This is a genomic window from Mesorhizobium sp. B3-1-9, assembly GCF_006439595.1.
Lineage (GTDB): Bacteria > Pseudomonadota > Alphaproteobacteria > Rhizobiales > Rhizobiaceae > Mesorhizobium.
Window position 1 is genome coordinate 34,979 of record NZ_VFTJ01000019.1, and the last position, 22,559, is coordinate 57,537.

General features: G+C 64.6%; 22 protein-coding genes and 1 tRNA gene. 7 read left to right on the forward strand and 16 right to left on the reverse strand.

The window, feature by feature from the left end:
- Nucleotides 1-18 precede the first annotated feature (18 nt).
- From FJW07_RS25395 to obgE, 5 genes are all read right to left on the reverse strand, one after another.
- Entirely contained in the window at nucleotides 19-1,311 is a 1,293-nt protein-coding gene (locus tag FJW07_RS25395; protein WP_140859258.1) for an MFS transporter, read from the reverse strand.
- A gap of 94 nt (nucleotides 1,312-1,405) precedes the next feature.
- Nucleotides 1,406-1,993 (reverse strand): nicotinate-nucleotide adenylyltransferase, encoded by a 588-nt coding sequence (locus FJW07_RS25400; protein ID WP_140659741.1) that lies wholly within the window; start codon nucleotides 1,991-1,993, stop codon nucleotides 1,406-1,408.
- Between the two features lie 247 nt (nucleotides 1,994-2,240).
- Nucleotides 2,241-3,527 carry a glutamate-5-semialdehyde dehydrogenase gene (locus FJW07_RS25410; protein ID WP_140859210.1) on the reverse strand — a complete coding sequence of 429 codons (1,287 nt, stop codon included), beginning with the start codon at nucleotides 3,525-3,527 and terminating at the stop codon, nucleotides 2,241-2,243.
- Nucleotides 3,528-3,561: 34 nt separating this feature from the next.
- Nucleotides 3,562-4,701: a glutamate 5-kinase gene (proB, locus tag FJW07_RS25415; RefSeq protein ID WP_140859211.1), complete on the reverse strand. Its 1,140-nt coding sequence runs from the start codon at nucleotides 4,699-4,701 to the stop codon at nucleotides 3,562-3,564.
- Nucleotides 4,702-4,706: 5 nt separating this feature from the next.
- Entirely contained in the window at nucleotides 4,707-5,735 is a 1,029-nt protein-coding gene (obgE, locus tag FJW07_RS25420; protein ID WP_140859212.1) for a GTPase ObgE, read from the reverse strand.
- 152 nt (nucleotides 5,736-5,887) lie between these two features.
- Here obgE and FJW07_RS25425 point away from each other — a divergent pair, with 152 nt between their 5' ends.
- On the forward strand, nucleotides 5,888-6,751 hold the full coding sequence (locus FJW07_RS25425; protein WP_140782941.1) for an endonuclease/exonuclease/phosphatase family protein: 864 nt from the start codon (nucleotides 5,888-5,890) through the stop codon (nucleotides 6,749-6,751).
- 163 nt (nucleotides 6,752-6,914) lie between these two features.
- On the opposite strand, the gene FJW07_RS25430 is transcribed toward FJW07_RS25425, so the two are convergent.
- From FJW07_RS25430 to FJW07_RS25440, 3 genes are all read right to left on the reverse strand, one after another.
- Complete coding sequence (locus tag FJW07_RS25430; protein ID WP_140646514.1) at nucleotides 6,915-7,502, reverse strand: GNAT family protein; 588 nt, start codon at nucleotides 7,500-7,502, stop codon at nucleotides 6,915-6,917.
- A gap of 125 nt (nucleotides 7,503-7,627) precedes the next feature.
- Nucleotides 7,628-7,897: a 50S ribosomal protein L27 gene (gene rpmA, locus FJW07_RS25435; protein ID WP_140646513.1), complete on the reverse strand. Its 270-nt coding sequence runs from the start codon at nucleotides 7,895-7,897 to the stop codon at nucleotides 7,628-7,630.
- A 100-nt stretch (nucleotides 7,898-7,997) separates the two neighbouring features.
- Complete coding sequence (locus FJW07_RS25440; protein WP_140704452.1) at nucleotides 7,998-8,720, reverse strand: 50S ribosomal protein L21; 723 nt, start codon at nucleotides 8,718-8,720, stop codon at nucleotides 7,998-8,000.
- Nucleotides 8,721-9,046: 326 nt separating this feature from the next.
- Between FJW07_RS25440 and FJW07_RS25445 the strand changes: the two genes are divergently transcribed.
- A tRNA-Ser gene (locus FJW07_RS25445) sits at nucleotides 9,047-9,136 on the forward strand.
- Between the two features lie 263 nt (nucleotides 9,137-9,399).
- Nucleotides 9,400-9,843, forward strand: coding sequence for a hypothetical protein (locus FJW07_RS25450; protein WP_140859213.1), 444 nt, complete (start codon nucleotides 9,400-9,402; stop codon nucleotides 9,841-9,843).
- Nucleotides 9,844-9,861: 18 nt separating this feature from the next.
- Here the strand turns inward: FJW07_RS25450 and FJW07_RS25455 are convergent, their stop codons facing one another.
- Nucleotides 9,862-10,998, reverse strand: coding sequence for a hypothetical protein (locus FJW07_RS25455; RefSeq protein ID WP_140859214.1), 1,137 nt, complete (start codon nucleotides 10,996-10,998; stop codon nucleotides 9,862-9,864).
- 87 nt (nucleotides 10,999-11,085) lie between these two features.
- Here FJW07_RS25455 and FJW07_RS32140 point away from each other — a divergent pair, with 87 nt between their 5' ends.
- Nucleotides 11,086-12,069, forward strand: a complete 984-nt coding sequence (locus FJW07_RS32140; protein ID WP_246680865.1) for a DUF1186 domain-containing protein — start codon at nucleotides 11,086-11,088, stop codon at nucleotides 12,067-12,069.
- Between the two features lie 216 nt (nucleotides 12,070-12,285).
- Here FJW07_RS32140 and FJW07_RS25465 read toward each other — a convergent pair whose 3' ends face one another.
- Entirely contained in the window at nucleotides 12,286-13,041 is a 756-nt protein-coding gene (locus FJW07_RS25465; protein ID WP_140859215.1) for an MBL fold metallo-hydrolase, read from the reverse strand.
- A gap of 143 nt (nucleotides 13,042-13,184) precedes the next feature.
- On the opposite strand from FJW07_RS25465, the gene FJW07_RS25470 reads away from it, so the two are divergent.
- A complete protein-coding gene (locus FJW07_RS25470; RefSeq protein WP_140859216.1) occupies nucleotides 13,185-13,757 on the forward strand; it encodes a TetR/AcrR family transcriptional regulator in 573 nt (190 codons plus the stop codon).
- Between the two features lie 40 nt (nucleotides 13,758-13,797).
- Here FJW07_RS25470 and recQ read toward each other — a convergent pair whose 3' ends face one another.
- Together recQ and FJW07_RS32145 are read right to left on the reverse strand one after the other, a co-directional pair.
- Nucleotides 13,798-15,636, reverse strand: coding sequence for a DNA helicase RecQ (gene recQ, locus FJW07_RS25475; protein WP_140859217.1), 1,839 nt, complete (start codon nucleotides 15,634-15,636; stop codon nucleotides 13,798-13,800).
- A 19-nt stretch (nucleotides 15,637-15,655) separates the two neighbouring features.
- Complete coding sequence (locus FJW07_RS32145; protein ID WP_246680866.1) at nucleotides 15,656-17,278, reverse strand: sulfotransferase; 1,623 nt, start codon at nucleotides 17,276-17,278, stop codon at nucleotides 15,656-15,658.
- 429 nt (nucleotides 17,279-17,707) lie between these two features.
- Here FJW07_RS32145 and FJW07_RS25485 point away from each other — a divergent pair, with 429 nt between their 5' ends.
- A complete protein-coding gene (locus FJW07_RS25485) occupies nucleotides 17,708-18,334 on the forward strand; it encodes a LysE family translocator (protein WP_140859218.1) in 627 nt (208 codons plus the stop codon).
- Between the two features lie 6 nt (nucleotides 18,335-18,340).
- Here the strand turns inward: FJW07_RS25485 and FJW07_RS25490 are convergent, their stop codons facing one another.
- Complete coding sequence (locus FJW07_RS25490; protein ID WP_181182715.1) at nucleotides 18,341-19,087, reverse strand: sulfotransferase; 747 nt, start codon at nucleotides 19,085-19,087, stop codon at nucleotides 18,341-18,343.
- 254 nt (nucleotides 19,088-19,341) lie between these two features.
- Here FJW07_RS25490 and FJW07_RS25495 point away from each other — a divergent pair, with 254 nt between their 5' ends.
- Complete coding sequence (locus FJW07_RS25495) at nucleotides 19,342-20,430, forward strand: glycosyltransferase family 9 protein (protein ID WP_140859219.1); 1,089 nt, start codon at nucleotides 19,342-19,344, stop codon at nucleotides 20,428-20,430.
- A gap of 109 nt (nucleotides 20,431-20,539) precedes the next feature.
- On the opposite strand, the gene FJW07_RS25500 is transcribed toward FJW07_RS25495, so the two are convergent.
- From FJW07_RS25500 to kduI, 3 genes are read right to left on the reverse strand one after another with little or no spacing between them, the layout of a single operon-like run.
- Entirely contained in the window at nucleotides 20,540-20,872 is a 333-nt protein-coding gene (locus FJW07_RS25500) for a cupin domain-containing protein (protein WP_181182716.1), read from the reverse strand.
- Between the two features lie 34 nt (nucleotides 20,873-20,906).
- Nucleotides 20,907-21,674 (reverse strand): 2-dehydro-3-deoxy-D-gluconate 5-dehydrogenase KduD, encoded by a 768-nt coding sequence (gene kduD, locus FJW07_RS25505; RefSeq protein ID WP_140859221.1) that lies wholly within the window; start codon nucleotides 21,672-21,674, stop codon nucleotides 20,907-20,909.
- Nucleotides 21,671-22,522: a 5-dehydro-4-deoxy-D-glucuronate isomerase gene (gene kduI / locus FJW07_RS25510; RefSeq protein ID WP_140859222.1), complete on the reverse strand. Its 852-nt coding sequence runs from the start codon at nucleotides 22,520-22,522 to the stop codon at nucleotides 21,671-21,673. Before kduI ends, kduD begins: the two co-directional genes overlap by 4 nt.
- Nucleotides 22,523-22,559: the final 37 nt, after the last annotated feature.

Below are 22,559 nucleotides of genomic sequence, written 5' to 3' on the forward strand. Positions count from 1 at the left end.
GCGAAGATGCGCAGCTTGTCAATCTTTGACGTGTCGCTGCTGCTCGTCCGGCGCGAAGGCTAGCTCCACCGGCAAGGGCGTCTGCGCCGACATCGGCGCGAAACTGCCGCTTGTGGCCGCGGGCGTCGGCCGGCCGGCCATCACGCGCCACAGCACGAACAGGCAGAAGGCCGATGCGATGACGATGCCGACATAGATGAAGGTCGCGGTGCCGAAGACGGCGGAAAGCGCCGTCACGATGCCCGGCACGATGAAGCCGGCCAGCGACCAGGCAAACAGCATCGAGCTCGACAGCGCCAGAAGCTCGTCCTTGCCGGCGCGATCGGCGGCATGCGCGCTGGAGAGCGCGTAGATCGATTCCGACGCCCCGTCCCAGATGAGATAGATCACCACCAGCGCCATCAGCGCGCCGCCGTCGAAGACGATGGCGAGCACGCTGGCGACGGTCGCGAGCGCCGCCGCGCCCGCCAGCACGTAGCGGCGGTCGGTACGGTCGGAAATCCAGCCGAGCGGGATCTGCAGGATCAGCGTGCCGACCGGCATCGCCGACAACAGCAGCGCCACGTCGGCCTGGCTGTAGCCCTTGGCGGTGGCATGGATCGGCGCAAAACCGGAAACGATCATCGACAAGCCGCCGACCGCCAGCATGCCGGCGACGCCGACCGGCGAGATCCGCCAGGCGCGGCGAAGCGCCACCGACGCGGCCTGCGGCGCCGGCGGCTGGGCAAGCCGCGTCATGCCGACCGGCAGAATGGAAAGCGCGGTAAAGGTGATGCCGATCAGCGCGGCGGCGGCTGTATGGATGTCGATCGCGGCGAGCGTCGCATATCCAACGCCCAATCCGCCAATATAGGCGACGTAGAACACGGCCATGATCCGGCCGCGGATCGAATTCGGCAAGGCGTCGTTCAGCCAGCTCTGGGCGACGATGAACAGCCCGCAAATGGCGAAGCCGTAGAGCGCCCGGGCCGCGATCCAGAGCAACGGGATCGGCCCGGCGCCGATCGCGGCATTGGAAAGCGCGATCAGCGCCGAAAGCACCATGAAGGCGCGGGCGTGGCCCACTCGCTTGACGAGCGGCCCGGTCAGGATGCAGCCGGCAAGCCCGCCGGCCGAAAGCCCGGTGACGATCAGCCCGGCCCAGGTCGGGTCGAAACCGTCGGCGCCGAGCCGCACCGGGATATAGGCGAACATCAGCCCGTTGCCGATTGCGATCAGCGCCATCGACACGATGACGCTGGCAATGGCGATCAGCGGCGCCGATCGCGCGGCGCGGCTGGGATCGTTCGCGGATTGATTCTGCTTCAGCATGTCCACGCAAACTTGGCCTACGAACAGGCAAAAAGCCGCCGCAAAAGCGACATGGCCGGACTTACCTTCTTCCCCTGCGCGAGAAGGAGGGCGCTTACCCCCTTGCCGCCTTGCGGATCGCGGTGGAGGACAGCAAGGAGCGCGGACCGTGGATAAAAGTCCAGGCCGGCGCCGGCATGCGGGCAAGCAGCGGCGCGTCGCCCTCGTCGACGCGGGCATAGTCGAAGGTCTTGGCGACCACCGACGACAGGAAGGAGAGCGTGGCGCCCGGGCGATCGATGACCGCGATCGGGAAAGTCAGCACGATCTCGCGCCAGCGCTGCCAGCGGTGGAAGTCGCGCAAGCTATCCGCGCCCATGATCCAGACGAAATCGACGCCCGGGTTTCGCGCCTTGACCAGCGCAAGCGTGTCGGCGGTGTAGCGCACGTGCTGCGCCGCCTCGAACGCGGTGACCTTGATCCTCGGATTCCTGGCGATCTTTTCGGACAGCTCGATGCGCTCGGCGAGCGGCGCCAGTTCCCGCGCGCTCTTCAGCGGATTGCCGGGCGTCACCATCCACCACAGCTGGTCGAGCGCGAGCCTTCTCAGCGCGATCTCGGCGACCAGCGCGTGACCGGCATGCGGCGGGTTGAACGAACCGCCGAACAGACCGACGGTCAGCCCCTTGGCGGCGTGCGGCATGCGGAGGTAGCGGGCGGGGACGATGGGCTGAAGGGACGAAAGCATGGTGCTAGGCCCCCCTCTCTGGCCTGCCGGCCATCTCCCCCTCAAGGGGAGAGATCAGATGTTGCCTATGCTTTCGCCAATCGCCGGCGTTGCAAGCCGAGCGCCGGCGCCGAAGCTGCAAATCTCCCCACTTGAGGGGGAGATGGCCGGCAGGCCAGAGGGGGGGGCCTTGGCGCAAAGGCTCAAGCTCTAGCGGCAAGCGTCAAGGCCTTACCTGTCCAGACCCGCGCACGCGGTATTTGAATGAGGTGAGCTGCTCGACGCCGACCGGCCCGCGCGCGTGCATCTTGCCGGTGGCGATGCCGATCTCGGCGCCCATGCCGAACTCGCCGCCATCGGCGAACTGCGTCGAGGCGTTGTGCAGAAGGATCGCCGAGTCGATCTCGTTGAAGAATTTCTCGACCGCCTGCGCATCCTCGGCGACGATCGCCTCGGTATGGTGCGACGAGAAGGTCTCGATGTGCTCGATCGCGCCGGCGACATCGTCGACCAGCTTCACCGCGATGATGGCGTCGAGATATTCCGTCACCCAGTCCGCATCGGTCGCCGGGCTAGCGTCGGCGAACGCTTCCGTCACCTCGGCATCGGCGTGGATCTCGCAGCCGGCGGCGCGCAGCGCTCCCAGGATCGGCACCAGATGCGTGGAGGCCACCGCGCGGTCGACCAGCAAGGTCTCGGCGGCGCCGCATACGCCGGTGCGCCGCATCTTGGCGTTGACGGCGATCTTCACCGCCATGTCGAGCTTGGCCGAGCGGTCGATATAAAGATGGCAGATGCCTTCCAGATGCGCGAAGACCGGCACCCGCGCCTCGTTCTGCACGCGCCCGACCAGGCTTTTACCGCCGCGCGGGATGATGACGTCGAGACTGCCGCCGAGACCTTTGAGCATCTCGCCGACGGCGGCGCGGTCGGTGGTCGGCACCAGCTGGATGGCATCCTGCGGCAGGCCGGCGGCCTTCAGCCCTTCGACCATGCAGGCATGGATCGCCGACGACGAATTGTTCGAATCCGAGCCGCCGCGCAGGATCACCGGATTGCCCGCCTTGAGGCAAAGCGCGCCGGCGTCCGCCGTCACGTTGGGGCGGCTTTCGTAAATGACGCCGATGACGCCGAGCGGCGTGCGCACGCGCTCGATATGAAGGCCATTCGGCCGATCCCATTCGGCGATGACGTCGCCGACCGGATCCTTGAGCGCGGCGATCTCGCTTATGCCGTCGGCCATCGCCTTGATGCGCGAGGGGGTGAGCTTCAGGCGGTCCATGAAGGAGCCCGACAGCCCGGCCTGCCCGCCATTCGACATGTCGATGGCGTTGGCGTCGAGGATCGCCTGCTCGTTGCGCAGGATGGCATCGGCCATGGCGACGAGCGCGGCATTCTTGGCCTTGGTGGAAGCGACGGCCAACGGTCGCGCGGCGGCGCGGGCGCGGCGGCCGATATCGGCCATCAGCGCCACGGTGTCTTCGCCGGATTTTTCATGCAGCTTCAGCATGGTTCATCCCTCCGCTCGGTCGTCGGCCGATGCTCTAGTCGTCGGCCAATACTTGGTCGCCGCCGACGCTTACCACAAGGTCGTCGCGATGGATCATCGCCGAGCGCGCCTCGTAGCCGAGCACGTTTTCGATCTCGGCCGTCTTCAAGCCCGCGATCCTTACGGCATCGGCGGCATCATAGGCAACAAGGCCGCGCGCGATCTCGCGGCCCTCGGGCGACAGGATCGCCACCGTGTCGCCGCGCGAGAAATTGCCGCTGACCAGTTTAACGCCCGCCGGCAGCAGCGACTTGCCCGATTTGAGCGCGCCGATGGCGCCCGCATCGACCGTGAGCCGGCCTGCCGGCTCGAGCTGCCCGGCGATCCAGGTCTTGTAACCCTTCACCGGATTGGCGCTCGGCTTGAAGAAGGTCGCGCGCTCGCCGCGCTCGATCGCCATCAGCGGCGACAGCCTGGTGCCCGAGGTGATGATCATGGCGGTGCCGGCGGCGTTGGCAATCTTGCCGGCGTCGAGTTTCGTGCGCATGCCGCCGCGCGACAGCTCGGATGCGGCCACGCCCGCCATCGCCTCGATGTCCGGCGTGATGCGGTCGACCACGGGGATGAATTTTGCTTGTGGATCCTTAGCCGGCGGCGCCGTGTAGAGCCCGTCGATATCGGAAAGCAGCACCAAGAGATCGGCGCCCATCATCGTCGCCACTCGGGCCGCCAGCCGGTCGTTGTCGCCGTAGCGGATTTCCGACGTCGCCACCGTGTCGTTCTCGTTGATGACCGGCACCGCCTTCATCTTGAGCAGGGTCGAGATCGTCGCGCGCGCGTTGAGGTAGCGGCGGCGTTCTTCAGTGTCGCCAAGCGTCAAGAGGATCTGGCCCGACTTCAGCCCGTCCTTGCCGAGCGCGTCCGACCAGGCGCCGGCAAGCGCGATCTGGCCGACGGCGGCGGCGGCCTGGCTCTCCTCGAGCTTCAGCGCGCGTCTGCCGAGGCCGAGAATGGTGCGGCCAAGCGCGATGGCTCCCGAGGAGACGACAAGCACTTCCGCGCCGGTATTGGCAAGCGCCGCAATGTCGTCGGCAAGCGAGGTCAGCCAGTCGCGCTTCAGGCCGGTCGCGCGGTCGACGAGCAGCGCCGAACCGATCTTCACGGTGATGCGCCGGTATGATTTCAGTGATTTCATGGGTCTTATCGCCAGCGCGTGTCGACAGGAGCCGGAACGGCATCGCGCGCTTCCGCGACCACCGCCATCAGCGCGCGCAGCACCGCCTCGACGCCTTCGCCGGTGACGGCCGAGACAAGCAGCGGCGCGCGGCCGGCGGCGCGCTTCAGCGAGGCGGCCTTCTTCTTGCGCTGATCCGCGTCGAGGATATCGACCTGGCTGAGCGCGACGATCTCGACCTTGTCGGTCAGCCCATGGCCATAGGCATCGAGCTCCGCGCGCACGGTCTTGTAGGCCTTGCCGGGATTTTCCTCCTGCGCCGAGACCAGGTGAAGCAATACGCGCGTGCGCTCGACATGGCCGAGGAAACGGTCGCCGATGCCGACCCCTTCATGCGCGCCCTCGATCAGGCCGGGGATGTCGGCGAGCACGAATTCGCGGCCGTCGATGCGGGCGACGCCGAGGCCGGGATAGAGCGTGGTGAAAGGATAGTCGGCGATCTTCGGCTTGGCGGCGGTGACGGCGGCAAGGAAGGTCGATTTGCCGGCATTGGGCATGCCCACCAGGCCAGCGTCGGCAATCAGCTTGAGCCGCAGCCAGATGTTCAGCTCCTCTCCGGGCAAGCCGGGATTGGCGCGCCGCGGCGCCTGGTTGGTCGAGGTCTTGAAATGCTGGTTGCCGAAGCCGCCATTGCCGCCCTTGGCGAGCAGGAAGCGCTGGCCGACGATCGTCAGGTCGCAGATCAGCGTTTCATTGTCCTCCGCAAAGACCTGCGTGCCCGCCGGCACTTTCAGTGTCACGTCGGCGCCTTTGGCGCCCGTCATGTTGCGGCCCATGCCGTGCATGCCGGTCTTGGCCTTGAAATGCTGCTGGTAGCGATAGTCGATCAGCGTGTTCAGCCCGTCGACCGCTTCCATCCAGACATCCCCGCCGCGGCCGCCGTCGCCACCGTCCGGTCCGCCGAACTCGATGAATTTTTCACGCCGGAACGACACCGATCCGGCGCCGCCATCGCCGGAGCGGATGTAAACCTTTGCCTGGTCGAGGAATTTCATCTGCGTTTCAAGTTTCTGCTGGTGGCCTTGCGGGATTGCTCTAAACCAAGGCGGGACGAAGGGCGAGGCTGTTTTGCGACTAAAGCGCCTGATGCTCTTTTGCAAAGGACGCAGTAGCACTGTTCGCGAGCCAGGGTTGGGGAAATGCTCGAATGAAGGTCGTCACCTACAACATCCAGTTCGGCATCGGCCTCGACGGCAAATACGATCTTGGCCGCATCGCCGATGCGGTACGCGGTGCCGACGTGATCGCGCTGCAGGAGGTGACCCGCAACAATCCGCGCAACGGCGATCGCGACATGGTGGCCGAGATCGGCGAGGCGCTGCCCGATTATTTTGCCGCCTATGGCAGCAATTTCGAGGTCAATATCGGCTCGCGCCTGGAGAACGGCCGCGCCGTCTCGACCAGTTTCCAGCTCGGCAACATGGTGCTGTCGAAGACGCCCATCCATCTGTCGCGCAATCTCCTTTTGCCGCGCAGCCGCAGCCTCGAGACAATGAACTTCCAGCGCGGCGCGCTCGAGGCGCTGATCGAGACGCCGCTCGGCTTCATCCGCTTCTATTCCACCCATCTCGACCACCGCAGCCCGGTCGAGCGCCAGGGCCAGATCCGTTTCCTGCGCCAGCGCCTCTTGAACTATGCGCTGGAAGGCGGCGGCCTGTCGGGCATTCCCGAGATCGGCCTGCCGGACCTGCCCTATCCGGAAGCCTTCATCGTCATGGGCGACTTCAACATGCTGCCGGGCTCGCCGGAATATATCGAACTCGCCGGCCGGCCGGACCATGAGTTCGGCATGCCGCTGACCGCCGATCTCGCCGTCGACGTCGCCCAGCGCCTGGCCGTCGCCGACCTCGTCACCTGGGTCGACCCCGACCGCCCCGGCGACAAAAGCCGCCACAAATGCATCGACTATGTCTTCACCAGCGCCTCGTTGGCCAAGTCGCTGCAGCGCCTGTGGTCCGACCGGGAAGCCGTCGGCTCCGATCATTTGCCGCTCTGGGCCGAACTGGGCTGAGTCGCCTTCGAGCGCCGACGCCTAGGCGTGTTGCTATTCAGGTCAGGCCGAGCCGAAAATGATGGCTACCGAGAACCGGAGCGGAGCGTACTTAAAGTACGTGAGCACCGGAAGCGCAGGAAGCCGGCATTTGCAGGCCGGCCTCACCTGAATTTCAATATGCCTAGAAGTGGACCCAGTTGCGCAGACTGGTCCACGTCTTCCTGTCGAGCCGGTAGCGCTCGACCGGCACCTGGCCGGCGACGATCGAGTTCAGCATGCCCTGGCCGGCATACTGGAAGCCGCATTTGTGGATGACCCGGCGCGAGGCCGGATTGATCACCCGGGTCGAGGCATGCAGCACCTGGATCGAAGTGTTCTGGAACGCGAGGTCGACCAGCGCATGCGCGGCCTCCGTCGCATAACCGCGCTTCCAGTAGGGTTCGCCAATCCAGTAGCCGAGCTCCAGTCCGCGATCGGTGGTGTTCAAGCCCGCGCAGCCGACGAAGGTGCCGGTGCCGGCAAGGGTGAGCGCATAGACGATGCCGGCGCGGCGCGACGCCGCCATGGCAAGGAAGGTGCGGCCCTCGGCTTCGCCGTAGGGATGCGGCATGCGGGCCAGCATTTCGGCGACATGCCGGTTGTCGGCAAGCGTGACGAGTTGCTCGAGATCGCTCTCGCGCGGGGCGCGCATGACCAGCCGCTCGGTGGCCAGCACCGGGCAATCGATCGCGTAACTTTCGTCTTCGGTATCTTCCGCTTCGGCAACCATTTAGTCCTCCAGGGCAAAGAAAAATGAAAAAGGAGAGAGGGCAAGCCCATCTCTCCTGATCCTTTTCCTGGCCTGGCCAGACACCGGTTCCCGAGATGGGCGCCGGTGTTATGGTGCGGAACCGGCTACTCCGCTGCTTTGGTAATCGGGTTCACCGATACGTAGGTTCGGCCGTTGGCTTTTTTGTTGAAGGTGACTGCGCCGGCGTCGAGCGCAAAAAGGGTGTGGTCCGTGCCCATGCCAACATTGGTGCCCGGATGCCAGGTCGTGCCGCGTTGGCGGATGATGATGTTGCCGGCGACGACGGCTTCGCCGCCGAACTTCTTCACGCCCAGACGCTTGGAGTGCGAATCGCGACCATTGCGCGACGAACCGCCAGCTTTCTTGTGTGCCATTTGACTAACTCCGATGCGCCCTGAGGCGCTTGAATGGTCTTATGAACGCGTTCGCGTTCCGTTTCAAGTCCCGTACCGGCGACGATCGTCGCCGGAAGAATTACTTCTTCGCCAGTTCCTTGGCCTGCTCGCGCCAGTCCTTGATCTGGTCGGCGCTGAACGGCATGTGCTCGTCGATCTTGGCGACATCCTTGTCGGAGAGCTTGGCGAGCTGCGCGAAGGTGACGATGCCCTGCTCGGCGAGGTCCTTCGCCGCGACCGGGCCGATGCCCTTGATCACGGTCAGGTCGTCCGGCTCGCCCTTCGGCGCCTTGAACAGCGGCGCGGCGACGGTCTCGGCCTTAGCCTCCTCCTTCGGAGCGGCCTCTGCCTTGGGTTCCTTCTTGGCTTTCGGCTCCTTCGGCGCGGCTTCGGCCTTCGCCTCGGCGGCGACTTCCGCCTTGGCTTCGGGAGCCTTTGCCTCGGCCTTGGCTTCCGGCTTGGCGGCGGCCTTCTTCGACGGCTTGGCGCCACCCAGCAGGATCTCGGCGATCCTGACGGTGGTCAGAAGCTGGCGGTGGCCGATCTTGCGGCGCGAATTCTGGCGGCGGCGCTTCTTGAAAGCGATGACGGTGCGGTTCTTGCCCTGCTCGACGACTTCCGCCGTGACCAGAGCGCCATCGACGAACGGTGCGCCGAAGGTGACATTCTCGCCCTCGCCATGCGCGAGCACGTTGCCGATCTCGACGATATCGCCGACCTTGGCTTCGAGTTTCTCGATCTTCAGGAGATCGTTGGCGGCGACGCGATACTGCTTGCCGCCCGTTTTGATGACTGCGAACATTTTTTGCCTTTCGCTGTTCGGTCGGCCTCGATGAACCGCGTCAAGCGGTTCGGCCGTCTTTTTGTCAGTCTGCGGGTTCAAAAAACAAGCGGCGCGGAAGAGCCTCCACGCCGAATGCGGGCTGTCCCTAACCGAAGGTTGCGCCGGAGTCAAGGCAAGCGGGCCGCCCCTGGAGATACATTGAGCGACGTTGCCGGCAAATATCGGCCCGTCCCCTCTCCGCCGCTTTTCGCGGAAGCTGGAAATCGGTCGAATAGGGCCTTGTAACTCTAACGGTCAGCCGTTATCTAGTGCGCCGCGCCGGCAACGGCCGACCATGACCTCGCGGAGAGGTGGCAGAGTGGTCGAATGCACCGCACTCGAAATGCGGCATACTCGCAAGGGTATCGGGGGTTCGAATCCCTCCCTCTCCGCCATCCTGCTTCGCTCTCCGAGCTTCGCGGGATCAGCGCAGTCTTCCGCGCGAAGCAGGATGCCCTCAGAAGCTTTAGCGAAGGAGGGCTGGGATCGCCCGACTTAAAACGCCTCGAGTCCGGACCAACGCGTTTCGATCGATCCATACCCGGGTCGTGAAGCAGCACACATACGCGTGCCAGAAATCCGACCATGGTCGATAATATATCTCAGGGGATCATCCTGCGAAGGATCGTTCGACATGCACTCTGGGCGGAATCCAACGGTGTCCGGTCGCTCTTCGGATCGGCTGTTGACTGGTCGAACCATTGCGGCTGCCCTGGCAATTGCTTTTTCCGTTTCGCCTTCGCATGCGCAACCACAGCATCGTTTGCCGAGCGGCTACAAATGGGGCCGCTGCCTGCTTGTCGTTCAGGGTGAGACCCGCATCTCCGGAAGATGCTCCTATCAGATCGAGCAGGGCGGCGATTTCAACATCCAGGGACCTCATCAGGTCTTTGCCGGCATCGACTATCCCGACACGCATAGCGGGGCGGGCGAAATGTCCAAGGATTACTGGGCCGTCGTCTACAAGGACGGCGATTCCTGGGCAGGCTATGCGAACGGGGATGTTCGCGACACGCACGGCGAGGGAAAAGATTGGGGAGAGCTTCACCGCGAAGGCGCTTGCTATGTTGGAAATGAGGTCAAGGTCTGCCTTTGGCGTTAGCCGGCTCCCTTGCAAGACCTATCCCAGCGCCCCCAGGCGTTCGAGGAAGCGCCCCTTCCCTGCGTGGCGCTCCCGGAGCGACTGAAGCCGGAGACGGAAATCCTCGGTGCTGCCCTGTTTTTCGGCAAGCGCCAATAGATCGGAAAGGAGCGCCGCCGCCTTGTCGTAACCGGCGGGGTTGCGCCGCCCGATCTCGATCTCGACCTCTTCCCAGACATTTTCACCCCGCTGGCGAAGGACCTGGACCCGGATATCGCGGGCCTTCTCAGCCGCTTCCGCTTGCAATCGCCGCTGCGCTTCCGCCAGCTCCGCCTCGGCGCGCTTGCGGGCAAGGCGGATTTCTTCGGCCCGCGCCTGCAGATCCGCAGCTGTGCGCAAAGGGGCAGGCGAGATTGTCGTTTCGGGTTCCAGACGTGCCCGAATCGTGGCCCGCAACTCGGCGGACATATTCGGCTCGCCATTGAAAACCCGCATGAGCAGACTGGTTTTCTCGATGTCGCTCATCGCCGCGACCACCCGCCGGGTGATACCCGGTGCCGCGCCATCGGGACCCGTTGTCGCGCTTCGCTCAGCCGCCGCCTGGACGAGATCGCGGTCGATGCCGAAGAACTCGGCGAACGCTTCGAGCGCCTCGGTCAGCGGCCCGATTCCCGGCATCGGCTCCGGCTCATCGGGTTCAATCGCGTCCGCTTCGACAGCCATCAACCAAAGCAGATAGAAAGGCCGAAGATCGCCGGCGAGCAAGTCGGCCCGCAACGGCGCCAAGGCCGAGAGCCAACCTGAGTCGTCGTCGTCCAGGTACTCGAACTCCAACTCGTCGCGCGCGATGCTTATAATGATGTTCTCGCCAGCGACCCTGAGCATGACGTCGTCGGTCGCTCCAAGGAAGGCGTCCACGCGATCCCGATCAACCAGCCGGGCCGGCAGCTTGATCATCAGGCGGCGGGAACCCCAATTGGCCCAATAAAGATGAAGATCGAACCAGCGCTCCATGAGCTCGTCCGGATCGCCTTTGAAATCCCCCCACTCGTAGAAATTGGTGAAGCTTGTGGCGGTGATCCGCGCCCGCGATGACAACTCGCGAAGCACCTGGCGATCAGTGTTGCTAAGGGAACGATCGACCGCCTGGAATTCGTAGTATTGGTATTCGCTCATCGTCGCTCTCATGATTGACACAAGTGTGTGGCTGGGGAATCGATAGCACGGCGCCTAGCCAGGGCTCCATCGACGCGACTGGACGCGATGAAAAAAGAAGATTTGGAAAAGCTGCTTTCCGACGACAGCAGCGACTTCGAGCTGTATCCGATAGACCGCTATCTCCATGCCGTGGCGGCCGAACGCGAGGTGCCGAATCTCGCAATTGCGGTCTGCACGATCAGGATAGAAGAATCAGCGCCTGCGCTGCGCGCCGTCCTTGAACGCGCCGCCAACGGACAGCCTTTGTCGGACGATGAAGAGATGCTGCTCTTCAGGGGCGTGTATATCCTCGGCGGCGCCCGTGACACCCAGGCATGCCAACCTTTGCTGCGTCTGCTGCGCCGCCCTGGGAAGGAAGCCGACCGGCTGCTTGGCGACGCCATAACCGAAACCTTGTCGCGCATCATCGTAGGCGTGTTCGACGGCGACGCCGAAGCGCTGTTCGGCATCATTGCCGACCGCTCCGCCGACGAATTCATTCGCGACGCGGCGTTTGGCGCGGTGACCTTTTTAACCTGGGAAGGTCGCATCGAGCGCGACCGGACAAGGGATTTCGTGGAACGGTTCTACAGGGAGAGGCTTGCCGACGACTGGGATTACGCGTGGGTCGGCTGGCTGCAAGCCATCGCGATGCTTGACCTGCGAGACCTCGTTCCGCTTGTCTACAGCGCTTGGGACGAGGGCCGTATCCCGGAAGATGCGCTTGAACGCAGTGATTTCGAAAACGACCTGCGGGAAGCCGAGCAGCAACCCGGCGACATTGGCCGGTTCGATCGCGCCAGTCTGAGTTATATCGAGGATGTCCTTGTGGCGCTGGATTGGACCCGCGGCCTTGACGATGACGACGGCTTAGAGTTTGGCGACGACGATTTCGATCTTGACGAGGACGAGGGTGGGCAAGCCTCATGGCTGGACCGGGCCTTCTCCAGCGTCACTCCAGCCACCAACCCTTGGCGCGACATCGGGCGCAACGATCCGTGCCCTTGCGGAAGCGGCAAGAAATTCAAGAAATGCTGCCTCGCCAGCTGATTGGCGATCCTTCGCGAAGATGGCCTCCGAAGCCTTGGCGAAGGAGGCCGCTCATTCATTTCAGGCTACGCATTCGCGCGGCGCCCTTCGCAGGACTGACATCCTGAGCCCGAAGCAGGATGCGGCATACGAAGCCGGCGTGCGGGCAGGTGCGCCCCCGACGGCCGCAAACGCCGGTGATCCGGCAGTCCGTCTTTGTACCATTTACGAGCGCGCTCATGCTGCCAGCCTCTGCATGGCTTCGGCCATCTGAGCCGAGACACGGCGGTCGTAGTCGTCGGCAAGGGCCCGCAGGGCCGCAGCCCCGTCGCCGGAAAATGACGGACCGTGCATGAGCGCCAGAGTGCGTGGCGCGAGCTTGGCAAGCTCGCGGATCGTCGTGCCCATGCCGGGATTGAGTGCCGAGTATTTGAACAGATCCTCGGCGGCGATCGCCGGGCCGACAACATCGCCTTCGGTCAGCGCGCGGTCGTTGCCGAGTTGGGTGAACAGATCGCCGCAGAGCAGGGTGCCGGTCGATTCCTCGTACATGACGCCGGCGTCCCAGCCATGCGGCGTGTGCGGTGTATCGATGAAGCGCACGCGCTTGCCGCCGCCGATGTCCATCACCTCGCCATCCTTCAGCACCCGCGGCGCACGATCCGCGAAATCGTCGAGCGACACGTAAACGCCTGTCTGTCCGTGCGCGGCCGTTGCTTGCGGCGCAACGGAGAGCCACTCGTTCATGGCGCCGCATTCGTCGGATTCGAAATGGCCAAATCCAATCCAGCGAAGACGCTCCGGCGGGATGATGCGGGCAAGCGCGTCGCGGTTGAGCGCGAACAGCTTCCGCAGACCGGTGTGGAACATGAGCGGCTCATCGCCCATGACCAGGAACTGGTTGAAGGTGAAGCCGACGGGCGGAGCGATGTCCGATACATAGGTCGATAGGCGGTAGATGCCCTCGGCGATTTCGTCGATTTTCGTTTCCATGGAACCTCCTGCAAAACAATGGTTGCGTTCCCTCTCCCGGTTGATCCCGGGCTGGACTTCGATCAAAATCGAAGTACATATGTGTGTAGCGAAATATTAGAGCCCTGTCAACAATGGGTGCACATACGTGTGCATTTAAATACATGACCCGCAAATACACCCTTAAACGCCGTGCCGAGCAGCAGGCGGAAACCCGGCGGCGCATCGTCGAAGCTGCGATCGACCTGCACGGTAGCGTTGGTCCCGCAGCAACGACCTTCAGCTTGGTCGCCGAGCGTGCCGGCGTTCAGCGACACACGCTCTACGCCCACTTCCCCGACGAGCGCAGCCTGCTGCAGGCCTGCTCGAGCACGCACATGGAGACGCATCCGCTGCCGAGCCCGGAGCCGTGGCGAGTTGTGGCCGACCCAGGCGAACGGATGCGAATCGCGCTGCTGGCGATCTACGAATGGTACGAGCGCAATGAAAGCGTGGTGGCCAGCGTGTTGCGCGACGCCGAACATCACCCGCCAACCCGGGAGGCTGTCGAGGCGAGCATCGTCCCGTATTTCGCGACCTGCCAGGGAGTGCTCGGCGAAGGCCTTGGCGGCAGCCAGCGAGCGATGCTGCGCGTGGCGCTGAGCTTCTTCACCTGGCGCACGCTGGTGCGCGAAGCTGGCCTCCAGTCCGTTGAAGCCGCAAATGCCATGGTTCAGGCCATCCAAGGCGTGGGTTGAGCGGCAGACTCCGGCGCAGTAGGCTGAGATATACGTCTTGTCAGTTCTCTGACGGGTGCGCCGCGATCGCACTCAAGAACGCCTCCCCGAACTCCTTGAGCTTGGCTGCACCGACGCCGTTGACTTCGGCGAAATCGTCGAGGTCGCGCGGACGGCGCTCGGCCATGTCGATCAGGGTGCGGTCGGAAAACACCACATAGGCCGGCACCTGGCGTTCCTTGGCGAGCCGCAGCCGCAACGTCTTGAGCGCGGTCAGCAAGGAAGTGTCCACGCCCTCGCCGCCCATGGCGGAACCCTGCGCGGCCCGCTTCCTGCCGCGCGCAAGACGGTCCCGGCCCTCGACACGATACTCGAACGCAACCTCGCCACGCCCGAGCGCGCGGCCAGCTTCCGAGATGGCGAGACCGCCATGGCCGTCGGGGTCCGGCACCAGGAAGCCGCCGGCGACGAGTTGCCGGATGAGCGACAGCCAGACCGGCTTCCTGTGCACGATGCCGGTCTTGAAGCTGGTGAGCTTCTGATGGCCCCTGGCCAACACCTTTTCGGTCTCATGGCCGAGCAGGATGTCGATGACATGGGCGGCGCCGAAGCGCTCGCCGCTCTGCGCGACAGCCGCGAGGATGATCCGCGCCTCCGTCCCGCCATCGGCGCGCGGCGCCTGGTCGAGGCAGTTGTCGCAATTGCCGCAGGCCTGCGCCTCCTCGCCGAAATAGCCGAGCAGCACCTGGCGCCGGCACTGCGCCGTCTCGCAATAGCCGATCAACGTGTCGAGCCGGCGATGCGCCCGTCTTTTGTGCTCGGGCGAGGTGTCCTCGTCGTCGATGAACATCCGCCGCGTGCGGATGTCGCCGGCACCGTAGAGCATGTGCGCTTCCGCCGACCGGCCGTCGCGTCCGGCACGGCCGATCTCCTGGTAATACGCCTCCAGGCTGCCGGGCAGGTCGGTGTGGAAGACATAGGCGACATCGGGCTTGTCGATGCCCATGCCGAAAGCGATGGTCGCCACCATGACGACGCCGGAGAGGCTCATGAACGCGTTCTGGTTCGCCTCCCGCGCGTCCTTGCTCATGCCGGCATGGTAGGCGAGCGCGCGCACGCCGTTCCTGTCCAGGAAGGCCGCCATTTCCTCCGTCTTGCGGCGCGACAGGCAATAGATGATGCCGCTCTTGCCCTGGTGACGCTCGATGAAGCGCAGCAGCTGGCGCTTGCTGTCCTGCTTGGGCTCTATCGCCAGCTTGATGTTGGGCCGGTCGAAGCCCAGCACCAGGGTCTCGGCCCGCCCGGCAAACAGCCGCGCTTCGATGTCGGCGCGGGTAGCCTCGTCCGCCGTCGCCGTCAGCGCGATGATGGGCGCTTGCGGAAACAGCCCGCGCAGCCGCGACAGGTCCTCATATTCGCGCCGGAAGGCCGGGCCCCACTGCGAGATGCAATGCGCCTCGTCGATGGCGATCAGGCCGATATCGAGCCGGGACAGGGCTTCGAGCATCCGCTCCGTCATCAGCCGCTCCGGCGCCATATAGAGCAGCCGCGTCTGTCCGGACGCGACGCGGCGCCAGGCCGCGACATTGGCGTCGCGGTCGAGCGAGGAATTGATGGTGTCGGCGGCCACCCCGGCAAGGCGCAAGGCGGCGACCTGGTCCTGCATCAGCGCCACCAGCGGCGACACCACGATGGTGAGCCCGCCCTTGACCAGCGCCGGAACCTGGTAGCAGAGCGACTTGCCGGCGCCCGTCGGCATGACCGCCAGCACATGGCGCCCGGCCAGCAACGCCTCGATCACGCTCGCCTGCCCCGGGCGAAAATCGTCGAAGCCGAACACATCCTTCAGGACGCGCCGCTTGTGGTCCTCGGCCCGCAGGCCCGCTGCCTGTACCGGCATCACCGCGCCGTTCCCGCGTTCAATCGGCCGGCATGTCGTAGCCGAATTCGCGGCAGAAGCTTTCCACGCGGGCGAGGAACGCCGCCGGCAGGCCACGCAGATAGGTCCGGAATTCTTCATTGCGCTCCCATTTTTTCAGCGACGTCGGCCGTATCGGATTGTCCGCATCCCGGCTGTACAGGGTGACCGGTGAAAGCCCGAACGACCGAGCGATCCTGCCCTGGACGATATCGGGTTCAGCGATCAAGTCCTCATAGCGCAGATGGAAAACGGCTCTTTCGGGCTGAGCCTTTCTAAGGCGCATCAATCCGTCATACTCCGCCTCCCAGCGCTCGGTCGTTACATGAAAGCGCCGCTCGTTCACAGTCTCCGGATGAGAGCTGGTGAGCACGTCGAAAGGATGCCGCACGCAATAGATCAACCCGATCGAATCCGGCAGATGCTCGATGTCCTTATGGCTCTCATAGGTGCGTTTTACGACCAGATTGAATTCGGGCCGATCCAGTTCGAGCAGCGTCCGGTAGGGCGCTTCGTCCGCATGGACATAGATATCGTCGAAGCACCCCATCAAGCGACGGCTGAGCGTGGTTCCGCTGCGGGCGCAGCCGGCAATGAAGATTCTTTTGCGAGACGTCATTGCCGAGGGCAGCCAGGGCGCAGCCTTGCGCAAGCGCCAGAACAGCCGTCTTGCGCCACGCCGCAGAGTGGTCGCCGGCGTCCGGACTGCTTTGGCAGGGACGTCCCTCGAAATGATCTCGGCCAAGGCGATGCCGCTCTCTCCGGCGACGGCGTAGAGCAGCCAGCTTCGCCCGTCCTCCTCGAAAATGGCGGGGTCGCGCAACGCGTTCTCCTTGCCCTTGGCCGGGCCTTCCCGGCTGCGATGGACCGGCAAGCCCGCCCCTTCGAAATCCATCTGCGGCCGCAGCAGTTCGGTCTCGCCCCGCACCGTCCAGTTTCGCCAGTCCTCGGCGAGATCGATCGTGCCGTGAAGGATCCGTTCCGGCGCGTCGCCCCTGCGCGTGTAATAGACGCGCAGCCAGCGGCCGGATTTCTGCAGCGCCAGATGCCGTGGGACGGGGAGACGCTTCATGCCGTGAAGAACGGCCGGACCCCGTTCGAAATCGGAGATGCCGGTCCTGGAGCGGAAGACGGTGACGGCCCCTGTCCCGAGAAGACCGTACCACCATTGGCCGTGGTGGAAGAACCGGGCATAGGATGGCCCGAGCGGCTCGGAAAGCGGATTGAAATGAAGGCCGTCACCGGATGTCGCGGCAAAGGTCATCTGGCCTTCCCTGCCTTTTGCCGGTCCATGAAAATACATAATGAAGCGACGCTGGCGCCGATCGACGTGAACGTCGGGAGACGCGATGTGGCCTTCGATGAAGGGGCATTGATCGAGCGACAGCACCCCTCCGGGATGGATGCGCCACGGACCCTCGATCGAATCCGCGTGAGCGAGGCGGATATAGGAGCCATTGTGGTCAGCGAAATAGAGATAATAGGCGCCGAGCCGCCCCGGCGCCCAGTCGGGCATGCCGATCAGCGACGGTCCGTTGATGTTCATCCCATCGCCGCCGGGCAACATGTCTGGCGTCACGATGAGCCCATGCCGCTTTGCGGTGAGAACGGGTTGCGCGATCATGCGGCGGGCTGCTTCCGGTCGCCGGTTCCATCCCGACGGCCAGCCAGCCTGTTGCGGAGCCTGCACGTTCCAGCCCGGTTTCGCCGGCTCTCACGTGTCGCTTGCTCTTCCAAGCCAGCCCCCTTCAAGGATTGATCCTGCCGCCGCCGCGCGGCAGGCGCTTTGACGATGGCCGGTCCGGCATCGTTCGGCCTTGTCGTTTCGATACAACGGCGTGCGTTAAAACGGAAGCCAAAGCCTGGCCTGCCCGAACACGCACCGCCAAGGCGAGGACGCTGTGATGAAATCGTCGAAGCCTGACGGGCCGCCAGGCCGTTCCGCTTCGCGGCGACGCCGGCATCGCCGCCGGAGTTTCGCCGGCCCGTTCTGCGGTGCTATGACGCCAGGCCGCCCGATGAAGGGCGGCGGCTGGCGCAAAGGAACCCTCGCATGATCGACCCCGTCACGCTCATCACCTATATCGCGGTCGTGTTCGGCTTCGTCTTCGTCCCGGGGCCGGCGACGCTGCTCACGGTCGCGCGGGCGACGAGTTCGGGCACGAAGGTCGGCATCGCCACCGGCGCCGGCGTCGCCGCGGGCGATGTGATCCACACCGTCATGGCCATCGTCGGCATCTCGGCCGTCATCGCCGCTTCGGCGACGCTGTTCAGCATCGTCAAATACATCGGCGCGGCCTATCTCGTTTACCTCGGCATCCGCGCCATTTTCGAAAAGGCGCCAGCCGATCCGTCGGCTAGGTCGTTGCCCGTCTCGGCGGGCAGGGCCTTCCGGCAGGCGATCCTGACCGAAGTGCTCAATCCGAAGACCGCGCTGTTCTTCCTGGCCTTCCTGCCGCAATTCGTGCACCCGCAATCCGGTTTCGTGGTGCTGCAGCTGATGACGCTGGGCATCATCTTTGTCCTGCTCGGGCTCTTCAGCACGGTCGTCTTCGCCGTCAGCGCGGGCGGCTTGGGTTCCTTACTGCGCCGCAATCCGGCAGTGCTGAAATGGCAGGGCAAGGCGGTCGGCGGCATCTATTGCGCGCTCGGCATACGCCTGGCGCTGCAGCAGCGCTGAAATGCTTCACCCGGTAGCGCCGGTCCAGGCAGGCATGTCGTAGCCGAATTCGCGACAGAAGGCATGCATGGGTCCAAGAACGGCCTGTGACAGCTGGCCTTGAAGATAGGCGCGATAGTCTTCGTTGCGCTCCCACTTACGCAGCGAGCGTGCGTGGATAGGGCCCTGCCCGTCCCCGGTCACCGGCACTCTCGGGCGGAGCCCGAATCGATCTGCGATCCGTTGTTGTACGGCGTCCGGGTCGGCGATCGTGTCTTCGTAGCGCACGTAGAGAATATCGCGCACCGGCTGCGCCTTTCTCAGGCTCAGCAGCGCATCGTATTCCAGCACCCAGCGGTCCGCCGTGGTGTGAAATCGGCGTTCCTCCATGGTCTGCGGATGCACGCTGGTGAGCACATCCAAAGGATGTCGAACGCAATAGACGAGACCGATGTCGGCAGGCAATTTTGCCAGGTGGGCGAAGGCCCGGGAATCGCGCTTGACGACCAGATTGTTTTCCCGGCGGTCCAGCAGATAGAATTTCGTGTGCCGCGCCTCGGGCGGCCAGACGAAAGTATCCTCGAAGCTTTTCATGACGCGTTGCGTCAAGGTCGTTCCGCTGCGCGCACATCCGGCTATGAATATCTTGTTGGCCCGCGCGGCCCACGCATTCGGCCTCGACCGCCAGCGAATTTTGACGGCCGTCACAAGGCGATCAAGCTCCCTGCTTGACCGGGCCATCAGAAAACCGACGGCCGCCCCGAGTTTTGGCATATCCACCCCCATCGCGTGGAACGACTTGGCCCCAGCCGCCCTCGGTTCATTGGCCGAAATAGCCTTGTTCGAAGCCGGAACCCCCCGGGCCATGTCGAGCCTGACATCGCCAACCCGGTCCCCGCCGGCGGGATGACAAAGCCAAGCTTTTCCTTATACAAGAAACCAGGCATGTTCCTGCGGGATTTCAGCCGGGGGTGCTGATTTTTCTTGCAAGAATTCTTGCGATCCAGCTTCTGCGGCATCACACATCAATGGAATTCGCCGTCACGATGGATTCGTCCGCGCCCGTGCTGATCTTCTATGCCCGCAACGACGCGCTTGGCGACGGCCTGCTGCGGATTCCGGCCCTGCGTGCGGCAAGAACGGCCTTTCCCCAAAGCCATGTCGTCTACGGCGCCATGCGCGGTTCATCGCTCTCGCAGGCGTTGCGCAAGCATGTCGCGCATCTCGTCGATGACTTCAGGACGAAGACGCCGCTTTCCGCCATCCTCGCCGAATTCGCGCCGCGCGGCCGCAAGGCCATCGTCGTCGATCTGCGGACCGGCGTGCCGGGCCTGATGCTCACGGCTCTGCAACTCGCGGGCCGGGGCATCCGCCACGAAGCGAATTTTGCCGGCCATCTTCTGTCGCTGCGCTGGGGCACGCGATTGACGCTGCGGCCGGAACACAATGCCTGGCGCTATCACCGGCTCATCGAGCGCCTGGCGGGCCGGCATCTGCCTTTCGATCACAGGCTCGATGTTTCGGACGCCGCCCGCGCGCGGGCGCGCCGGTTGCGGGACGGTTGCGGCCGTCCGCTCGTCCTGCTTGGCGGCAATGCCCAGGCCAGGAAGTGCATGAGTGAAGATCAAGTGGTGGCCGTCGCCGGCAATCTCATCGATGCCGGCTACCGGGTGCTCTATCTGGCGACGCCCGGCAGCGGACCGACGCCGCAGGCTCTCGTCGCCAGGGAAAGTCGCCTCCAGGTGGCCGGCCCGGAACTCGCGCCGGACGTCGCAGGCTTCGACGATCTCCTGCTGGCGCTGGGTGAGATGGCGGTCGCCTATATCGGCATGGAGGGCGGACTGGCGCATCTTCTGGCCGCCGTCATGACGCCGGCGGTGATCGTCAACAACGGCGCCAATATGGAGCGCTGGCGACCGCTTTCGAGCAGGGTCGAGGTCGTCACGGCGCCAAGGCGAGGCCGTTCGGCCAATGTCGCCGACACGCCGGTCGGGGCCATACTCGATGCCGCGCATCGCCTGCTCGCGGCAGGCTGCCGCGACCACGCGGCGGCCGCGCCGGTCCCGGAAAGGCGTGAAGCCGCTCCAGTGCAGTCCGGCGTTTCCGTGAAACGCTGAAACGCTCTAGAGCATGATCCCGAAAAGTAGGAACCGGTTTTTCGGAGAAAGATCATGCTCCAACAAAGAGTTAGATCGTGACGGCGATTCAACGAAACGCCATCACGATCTAGCCCAGGAAATCGGCCCGGCAGGGCGCGAAGCTGTCGACCAGCCGCCCGGCCTCCAGCGCCTTGACGCCATGCACGAGATTGGACGGCACGATGAAGCTGCCTCCTGTTTCGAGGATCTCCGACCGGCCGTCGATGGTGACCTCGAAGCGGCCCTCGGCGATGTAGCTTGCCTGGACGTGCGGATGCGAATGCAGCGCGCCGATGCCGCCCTTGTCGAAGGCGAACTCGACCATCATCAACTCATCGGTGTGCACCAGCACCCGCCGTCGGTTGCCGTCCGCCGTCGGCTCCCAGGCTTTTTCGCCCGCGTGGGAAAAGATATCGGTCATCACTCAACGTCTGTTCGAAATGGGCAGGAAACTGTCATCGCGCCAGCCAGCCGCCATCGACAGGCATGACCGCGCCGTGCACGTAGTCCGACGCCGGCGCGAGCAGGAACGCCGCCACGTCGCCGATATCCGCGGGCTGGCCCCAGCGTCCGGCCGGAATGCGCCCGAGGATCGCGGCGCTGCGGTCGGGATCGGCGCGCAAGGCTTCGGTGTTGTTGGTCTCGATATAGCCCGGCGCGATGCCGTTGACGTTGATGCCTTTTGCCGCCCATTCGCAGGCGAGCAGCCTTGTGAGGCCGAGCACGCCGTGCTTCGAGGCCGTGTAGGAGGCAACGCGGATGCCGCCCTGGAAGCTCAGCACCGAGCCTATGTTGACGATCTTGCCGCGCCGTCCCGGATCCGCAAGCACGCGCCTCGCGAAACCCTGGCAGAGGCGAAAGACCGTCTTCAAATTGACGTCCATCACCTCGTCCCAGTCGGCTTCGCTGAGGTCGACCGCGTCGGCGCGCCGGATGATGCCGGCATTGTTGACGAGGCCGTCCAGCGGGCCGCTTTCGCCCCAGACCCGGTCGAGCATCGCAACTGCCTCGGCCGGATCGCCGAGATCGGCCCGTACCGCTTCGAAGCTGCCCCCCGCCGCCGCGACCTTCCCGGCCGTCTCGTCCATCGCCGAGCGGCCTGCGCCGACGACCATGCCGCCGGCGCGCGCGACCGACACGGCGATGCCTTGCCCGATGCCGGTGTTGGCGCCGGTGACCAGGATGCGCTTGCCCGTGAGGCTGAAGGCGGAAGGATCGCTCATCGCAATTGATCCATCGCCACCTGGTCGACGTCGGTATAGTCGACATTGTCGCCGGCCATCGCCCAGATGAAGGCGTAGTTGGATGTGCCGGCGCCCGAATGGATCGACCAGCCCGGCGACAGCACCGCCTCCTCGCTGCGCATGACGATATGGCGCGTCTCGTCCGGTTCGCCCATGAAGTGGAAGACGCGCTGCCCTTCCGGCAGATCGAAATAGAGATAGGCTTCCATGCGCCGGTCATGCACATGGCAGGGCATGGTGTTCCACACCGATCCAGGCGCCAATTGCGTCATGCCGACGACGAGCTGGCAGGTCTTGACGCCGTCGGCGTGGATGAACTGGAAGATCGAGCGTTCGTTGCTGGTCGCCAGACTGCCGAGGTCGAGCCGCCTGGCGTCGCCGACGCGGATCAACCGGCTGGGATAGGTTCGATGCGCCGGCGCGCTCAGCAGGTAGAATTTTGCCGGCTTGTCGGGCTCCGCCGAGGCGAACGACACCTGCTCAGTGCCCATGCCGAGATAGACCATGTCGCGCGCCGCCAATTCGTAAGGCAGGCCGCCGGCCGTGACGGTGCCGGCGCCGCCGATGTTGACGGCGATCAGTTCGCGGCGATCGAGGAAAGCCTTGGTTCCGATCGGCTTGATCGCCTCGAGCGGCAGGATTTTGTCGACCGGCATGGCGCCCCCGACGATCATGCGGTCGTAATGCGTGTAGGTCAGGCTGACAAGGCCCGGCTGGAAAAGCCCCTCGACGTGGAAATGGTGGCGCAGCTCGTCGGTCCCCATGGCCGCGGCGGCGATAGGATCGATGGCGAAGCGCGAGGAAAATTCGGTGTGTGTCTGGTCCATTTCTAGGCTCTGGTCCATTTCTAGGCCTTGTCTGACG